Origin of the sequence: Bartonella sp. AP19HLJMH, from assembly GCF_042196245.1 — a bacterium.
In the GTDB taxonomy this organism is placed as follows: domain Bacteria; phylum Pseudomonadota; class Alphaproteobacteria; order Rhizobiales; family Rhizobiaceae; genus Bartonella.
This window is the reverse complement of the sequence record NZ_JBHIPX010000026.1, coordinates 1-8,254: the sequence shown is the minus strand read 5'-3', so window position 1 is coordinate 8,254 and position 8,254 is coordinate 1. Positions and strand designations below refer to the sequence as shown.

2 protein-coding genes are annotated in these 8,254 nt (G+C 37.6%); one reads left to right on the top strand and one right to left on the bottom strand.

What is annotated here, in order from left to right:
* Positions 1-5,523 (bottom strand): beta strand repeat-containing protein (locus tag ACFINR_RS08750; RefSeq protein ID WP_375654104.1); only part of this gene is annotated, 5,523 nt, incomplete at its 3' end.
* A 774-nt stretch (positions 5,524-6,297) separates the two neighbouring features.
* Between ACFINR_RS08750 and ACFINR_RS08745 the strand changes: the two genes are divergently transcribed.
* On the top strand, positions 6,298-7,428 hold the full coding sequence (locus ACFINR_RS08745) for a metallophosphoesterase (RefSeq protein WP_375654103.1): 1,131 nt from the start codon (positions 6,298-6,300) through the stop codon (positions 7,426-7,428).
* Positions 7,429-8,254 lie beyond the last annotated feature (826 nt).

Below are 8,254 nucleotides of genomic sequence, written 5' to 3'. Positions count from 1 at the left end.
AGATAAGGTTCCTGTGTTTCCGTAAGTATAGAGGAAGAAACCGGTTTGTTTTTCCTCTTCTTTTCCTAAGACAGATGTTCTGATATTGGCTAAAAGCGCGTTTTGTTTAGCCATATCGGTTAATCCACTATAGAAGAGAGCATTTGGCATGACTAAGTAACTGGCCGTTTGTGCTACAGGGACGATCACACTTGGACCAGAACCAGAATCTGTTTCAAGAATTTCTTTATGTAAGCGGAAATCCCAGAAATTTTCATTCTTTTCATCAAAGAGGCTTTGTGCAACATCGGCTGTACCGTGGCTTGACTCTGGTCCATAGGCCGTTAGCGTATATTTATAAGGCAAACGATTTCTTGTGGTATAGCCATTTACGAGTTTGAAAGAGTCTTCTTGTGCTTTTCCAGATACTTGAATGAGCGAGAGGCCACCTATATTGGAAGGATCAGCAGCATTGACTACACTACTTTCATCTCCTGAATCGCTTTTGATATAAACTGTTGTGGAGCCTGAGACATCACCGTGGATCAGAAGTCTATCGGTTTTTTGATCGGCACTTGCTACGCCATCACTCCAAGCAATGTTGAAGTAAATCTTTGCGTCACCAGAGGCGTTGTAGACTTCTTGCGTGTCTGGTTTACCAGATCCTATATGCAATGTGTGATAATGATCTTCTACCAGTCCATCAAAAACAATAGAGCTGTTATCGAGATTAAGCGTGGAAATATCAGAACGAGATCTTTGAGCGATATCAAGCAGATTGCCATCATCATCTTTTTCTTTTGTACTGGTCTTTAGTGTCCATGTTGTCTTGTTTTTTAGATCAAAACGTACATTTCTGTCTTTAGAAATATTTGCTCTGCCTTCTAAAGTTGAATGATCAGCGCTTAAGGTGAAGGTGCCATTGGAGATCGCTTTAACCTCTTTATTGTTCCAATAATTGTCATTTTTCCAAGATTTTGGATCTTCGAAAAGACCATCTCCTAACAATACATCGGCATGGATTTCTGAATTTTTGAGATTTGCTGTACCGATTGATAAAGTTGGAATATCTTCAATGTTATCGTTAGTGAAAGCTCCAATGAAAATTCCAGTACCATTTTCAGCGTGAATATCTGCATTGGTTAAATTGATTTCACTATTTTGATGTTTTTGCGGATCATTTGATTCATCGGTTTTGGTATTAGGGAGAGCTAAGAACTGCAAGCCGCTGATTCCTGCTGTTACAGAAACATCTTTGAGATCAATATGTCCATTAGCTGCCGCCCATAGTGCAACTTTTTTTGCTTCTATTTTATTTTTTATTGTATTCTCTGCTGCTCCAATATAACCATTCGTCATCTTAATTGTGCTATTATTTCCTGCAAAAAGACCAACATCAAAATTTTGAATGATTGTTTTACCATTTAATTCGATTGCACTATCAGACTCCGCAACGTTTACAGCAACGGTTTGTTGTTTACTTTCACCACCAGTTATTGTTAAATCTCCGCTAATGATTTTACTTCCACCGTCTGCATAAAAACCTTCATCAACATTTTGAATGGTTGTTTTGCCCATTAACCTAACTTCACTACCAGAGTCCGATGTCCATATACCAGTGCGCTCGTTGTCGGGGCCTTCAAGTGCTTCACCACCGATTATCGATAAGTTTTCGCTAATGATTTTACCACCGTTAACTGCTCCAAGGCCGCCCAAAGTATTGTTAATTATTGTATCACCATGCAATTGAATTGTGCTGTCATTGCCACTTACAAATGCACCGCTTCCTTTTCCCTCTGTTGTTAGAGCAACATCTGTGGCATCAATATGCCCTCCGTTGATTGCGAATAACGCTGTTTTGTTCGCGGCTACGGATCCTCCCGTCATTATGATCTTAGATCCTGAACCGTCTGCAAGGAGTCCTTCGCCATTAGATGATGTAATGTTAGCATTGTTTTTTAAGATAATCGTACTGCTGGTTTCGGCGCTTCCTCCTACATCACGTCCACTAAATGATCCTCCTGAGACCGTTATTGTTGAGTGGTTATTTGCAACTATACTGGCGGCTGCTTGAGTCACTGTTACATCTTTTAAAGTGACGGTACTTTTATCTGCTTTTATTCCAAAGTTCAGTAACGCATCGTCTTTATTATTCGATATCTTCACACCTTCCAGCTTGTTTTTACCGCTGTTACTGTTTAAAAAGCCGGCACCAACTAGAGAAGTTTTAATGGTCCCTCCAGTCATTTTTATTGCGCCACCATCGTTTGTTGTAAGTCCAATTTCACTATTACTAATCGTTGTTCCTTCAAGCAATTCAACTACACTGCCTTCGCCATTAGAAAATACACCAGACGATATATCTTCGTCACCTAGAGATACATATGTAACATTTAGAGACACATTTGTGACCGTAATATGTCCACCATTTTCAGCAACCAATGCATTACCTTTCCCCGTAACGGTTCCTCCCGTCATGCTGATGGTGGAGTTTGAACTATTTGCATAGAGTCCAATGTTATCAGATGATGTAATGTTTGCATTGTTGGTTAAAGTGATGGCGCTGCCGTTTTGAGCAGATATTGTTGTATTTTGTGCATGAAATGATCCTCCTGAGGCTGTTATTGTCGAGTGATCATCTGCAACTAAGGCATTGGTTGCTTGCATGACGGTTACATCTTTTAAAGTGACGGTACTTTTATCTGCTTTTATTCCAAAGTTCAGTAACGCATCGTCTTTACTATTCGATATCTTTACACCTTCTAGCTTGTTTTCGCTGTTGTTACTGTTTAAGAAGCCAGCACCAACTAGAGAAGTTTTAATGGCTCCTCCAGTCATCTTGATTGCACCATCGTTTAGTGCTTGAAGCCCGAGTGCACTATTACTAATAGTTGTATTTCCAAGTAATTCAATTACACTGCCTTCACCAACAGAAAATACACCAGACGATATATAGTCGTCACTTGGAGCCACATCTGTGACAGTTAGAGCCACATCTGCAACAGTAATATGTCCACCATTTTCAGCAACCAATGCATTACCTTTCCCCGTGACAGTTCCTCCCGTCATTGTGATGGTGGATTTTGAACCTTCTGCATAGAGTCCAACATTATCAGATGATGTAATGTTTGCATCATTGGTTAAAGTGATAGTGCTGCCGCTTTTAGCAGATATTGTTGTATTTTGTGCATGAAATGATCCTCCCGAGATTGTTATTGTCGAATCATTCTCTGCAAATATGCCGGCGGCTGCTTGAGTCACTGTTACATCTTTTAAAGTAACGGTACTTTTATCTGCTTTTATCCCAAAGTTCAGTGGCGTATCGTCTTTATCACTCGATATTGTCACATTTTCTAGTCTGTTTTCATGACTGTTACTGTTTAAGAATCCAGCACCAGCTGCAGAAGCTGTAATGGTTCCTCCAATCATCTTGATTGCGCCATCATTTTGGAATGCAAGCCCGATTGCACTACCACTAATTGTGGTCTTTCCAAGCAATTCAATTACACTATTTGCGCCATTAGAAAATACACCAAATGACTTATCGCTATCATTTGTTTTTAGGGTAACATCTGTAACAGTAATATGACCACCATCTTCAGCAACCAAAGCACTCGCTTTTCCCGTGACGTTTCCTTCTATCATTGTGATGGAGGAGTTTGAATCTTTTGCATATAATCCAACATCATCAGATGATGTAATTTTTGCACCGTTTGTTAAAGTGATGGCGCTGCCGTTTTGAGCAGATATTGTTGTATTTTGTGCATGAAATGATCCTCCCGAGATTGTTATTGTCGAATCATGATCTGCAAATATACCGGCGGCTGCTTGAGTCACTGTTACATCTTTTAAAGTGACGGTACCTTTATCTGCTTTTATTCCAAAGTTCAGTGGCGCATCGTCTTTACCACTCGATATTGTCACATTTTCTAGTTTGTTTTCACGGCTGTTACTGTTTAAGAAGCCAGCACCAGCTGCAGAAGCTGTAATGGTTCCCCCAGTCATCTTGATTACACCACCGTTTTGTGCTTGAAGCCCGATTGCACTATCACTAATCGTTGTCTTTCCAAGTAATTCAATCATGCTACCAAGGTCATCAGAAGCGACACCAAGTCCATCACCATTTGTTTTTAGGGTGACATCTGTAACAGTAATATGGCCACCGTATGTTGTCGTTACTGCTTCCTCTTTCGCTGTAATGCTCCCTCCTGTCATTTCGATGATGGACTTTGAACCTTCCGCATAGAGTCCAGCATCGTTATATGATGTAATTTTTGCACCGCCAGTTAAAGTGATGTTGCCGCCGTTTTGAGCAAATATTGCTGCTTTTTCTGCATCAAATGATCCTCCTAAAACTTTTACTGTGGAATCATATGCATCTATGGCAGTTTGTGCTTGCGTCACTGTTACATTATTTAAAGTGACATTACTGTTAGTTGCCTTGATTCCATTGATTAGTGGCGCATCATCTTTCCCACTTGATGTCACTACATCTTTCAGTTCGTTTTCTTTGCTCTTGCTATCTAAAAAGAATGCACCAACTTTGGACGCTGTAATGCTTCCCCCAGTCATTGCGATTGCGCCACTTTCTTGTGTTTTTAACCCGATTGTCGCATCATTGATCTTTGTATCAGATAATTCAATCACACTGTTTTCACCTTGAGACAATGCGCCGAATCCACTCTCAATTTTAGTACCCTTATTATATGCAGGGTTATCCCCTTCTGTAGTAGGTGCACTTGTGGTATCTTCCTTAGCTGTTAGAGTACCACCCGTGACTTTAATATGACCACCTTCGTCTACAGATAATGCTGCATCTTTTCCAGTTACGCTTCCTCCTATCATTATGATTTCGCTCTTTTCATCGATGGCATGAAGTCCGTTACCATTAGATGAGGTAACGTTAGTACCGCCATTTACAGTAATGGTGGTGCCGCTCATAGCATATACACCATCCATTCTACCCTCGAATAATCCTCCGGATACGTTGATTCGAGAATTATTATCTGCGAGTATGCCAACTTCTGCGTGCGTAACGCTTACATTTGTTAAAGTGATGTTACTTTCATTATCTGATTGCACTCCAATGAGTTGAGAAACTTCATTTTTATTATTTGATATCACTACATTTTGCAGTATATTTTTATCGCTGCCGTCAATATAAACGCCAGTTTGAGAAGCTGTAATGTTCCCCCCGGTCAGGTTGATGTTAGCGCCGTCTTTTACAGAAATACCGAAACGAACATCAGAATCAGTGCCTTGAATATTTAAGCTATTTAATTCAAGCGCACTGTTAGCACCTTCAACTGTTACAACATATTTATCGCTACCTGTGTCTGTATTTGTGTTTTCATTTCCAGTTACAGTTACAGTACTGCCGGTGATTTTTCCTTTGTCTTTTACATAAATAGTCTCGTACGTTTTTCCGGATATATCTTTTTCTTCGTTGGCAACGCTAAGATTTTCAGCATGTGCACTGAACTGGATGTTGAATAGGATGATAGCAGCCGCAGCCGTGCATGATAAAAGGGATGTTTTATACACTAGTATTCTCCTTATGAGAGTCCCCAAATATTCATTTCCCCGCGAACTTTATAAGAAGAAGTGAAAATGGATAGTTGTTATTAATTTCGATAATTGTCTTTATTTGGTAAGATATTTTTGGTTTTTTGTCAAAATTAAAAAACAAATGATATTAAATTTGTATTAATTTATATTTAACACACAATGTGTTTGTAATTATTTATATTATATAATTAAATTTATTGTAAATCTATATTATAGAAATTATAAATATTATTATAATAATTACATAAGTTATATTATTTTTTTATAAAGTAATAATAGTATTTTCTGTAATACTTCTGCATTTTTATAACTTGTCAAAGTAAGTGATGACGGTAATACTCAAACACTATTGCTAGCACTTTTGATTAGTTATACCTTATTTATCATAATATTCTAATATATTTGATCTTGATATCCAAAGGAGTTGGGTGCTCTAGTATAAGAATACATTCTTTCTCCTGTTGGGGATATTTTAATAGTATACGACTAAGTTTTTATAAGCTGTTGATGTATCGATGACATTTGAAAGAGCCAGAGCCCAAGCTTATAAATCTTAATCAATGAAGGTGCTTCAAGTTGAAGGCTTGAAATCAACAGTGCTTTTATATCATCAAAGTGCACCTTCATTGAAGGATTATTGCTTTCGTTATTTCGAATTTTTGACATATTTTTGACAATAAAATCTAAAAAATTGCTTCTGAGGAATTTTTTAATATAAATAATATGTAACGTTTTTATGGCGATAGGTTTATGAGATATAAAGTTGAATTGGTAATCACCGTGATTGCTTTTACTCTCTCTGGTTGTTTTAATCTTGATGCTGAAAAAATAAAAAGAGACAAGAGGCTTTATCATGATGCATTCATGGATTGGTCGATGAAAGAAAAGTCTCTTACAAAAAATTATACTGCTATCATTATGGCTGATCCGCAACCGTGGCGTTTAAACTCTGGTGATGCCAATGGAATATCAAACAGAGAGCCATGGTTAAAGATAAATGAGCAGGTTGCTGGTGTGATAAAAGCGCACAAGGCTGCATTCCATATTGTCAATGGTGATCTGACGGAGTTTGGACAACAAAAAAACTATGATGATTATGAAAATGTTTATAAAACTCTTGGAGCACCTGTCTATGAGGGGCTAGGGAATCACGATTATGCCAATAATGTTGGTAATTGTACAAATCCTCAAGAATTCAGTTTTTACAAAGATGCTTGTGCTATAAGTGCAGTTTCAAGAATGGTATCGGAAATCAAAAAATACCGTAGTCAATTATCGCATTTCAATGCAGATGTTACTGAAAGCTTGGTTCCCATTTCGGGTGGAAATATTCGCTCGATAAGGGGGAGTTTGAGTTATTCTTGGGATTATGGAGATGTTCACTATGTGCAGCTTCACAATTATCCAAGCTATACGGTTGGTTTGAAGGGGCAGTCTACAGAAGTGCAAATCAATAAATCTTTAGATTGGCTTAGGAATGATTTAGCTGCTGCTGATGCAAGAGGTAAAGTGACAATCATTAATTTTCATGATGCGCGTGCTGCTTCCATTGATGGTGAATCCTTTTTTATTCGTAAAAAGAATGCTAAAGATTTGTCGGTCTTTAAGTCAATTATTACCTCTCATAATGTTAAAGCAATCTTCGTGGGTCACACGCATTATCAGTCTTATTGCCGTGCGAAAAATGATAAGGTTTTTGGAAATATCCCTATCTATATAGCTGGTGCGCTTTTTAATGGAGATTATTACCTCATAGATGTGAAAGGCAAGACCATTCACGTTAAAGCCTATAATGGAGAAATAGGAAAACCGCTTTTAATTAAAGATCTTGGTGTTATAGGGAAAGACACCCAATTTTCGGCAAGTTGCAGTAAGTTATAATAGGATTTGTTTCTTTGTCTTAAAGCATGAGGGAAAAAACGTATTATATGTGCGGACTTGAAGAGCAGTAGGAGTGTCTAAATGTTACTTAGGAATAGAGTGAAAAATCAGACATCTTTTTTATATCTTTTTCAAAGCTGTTAAGATTTCAGGTTATACGCTATAAGTGCAATGGTTTAATGTGAACTGAGCTTTAATACAAAGCAGAATAATGGTTTGTTATTCTATTTTTTCTTTTTAGGCTTTCATCTTTGAAGAAAGGGGAGTTTGTCAAGGGTGTGTTCATAATTTGCTAGCACATGTTGTCCAGAATTATCAAGAAGGCTGTTTCTATTAGTTTGTTGCGGTATAATTATCAAGTTATGCCCTTTGTTAGAGTTTATAATATCTACTCATGGGCAACTCTTTTCTTTTTCATAGAAAAGCTTTTTATTTTGATCAATTTTTTACTTATAATCTTCAAACAATTGATGTTTTGTGATGCTATATAATTTCTCTTGATTAACCGTATGAACTTTTAGTTGTATTACAATTTTATCTTCTTCTTTTATACGTAAGTAAATCGTTACAATAATATGATACAAATATTGGAGTCTGTTTATAGCTGTTATGGTCTCATGCAATTATCCTTAGATGACTCTCACGTGTTTTGGCAGTTTTATCTTTGCTTTGAGAGAGGTGTAAAAAGGGAATTTTAAGAAGTTCCAGTTTAGAAAGAGCTTTTTTGCCCGCGAAAAGCTCTCTGATGCTGCCAAGGCTGGTATGGAACAAGCCGGCGAAGATCTGGCTAATTCGATTGTCGATGGCTTTATGTCGTCTATCTCAC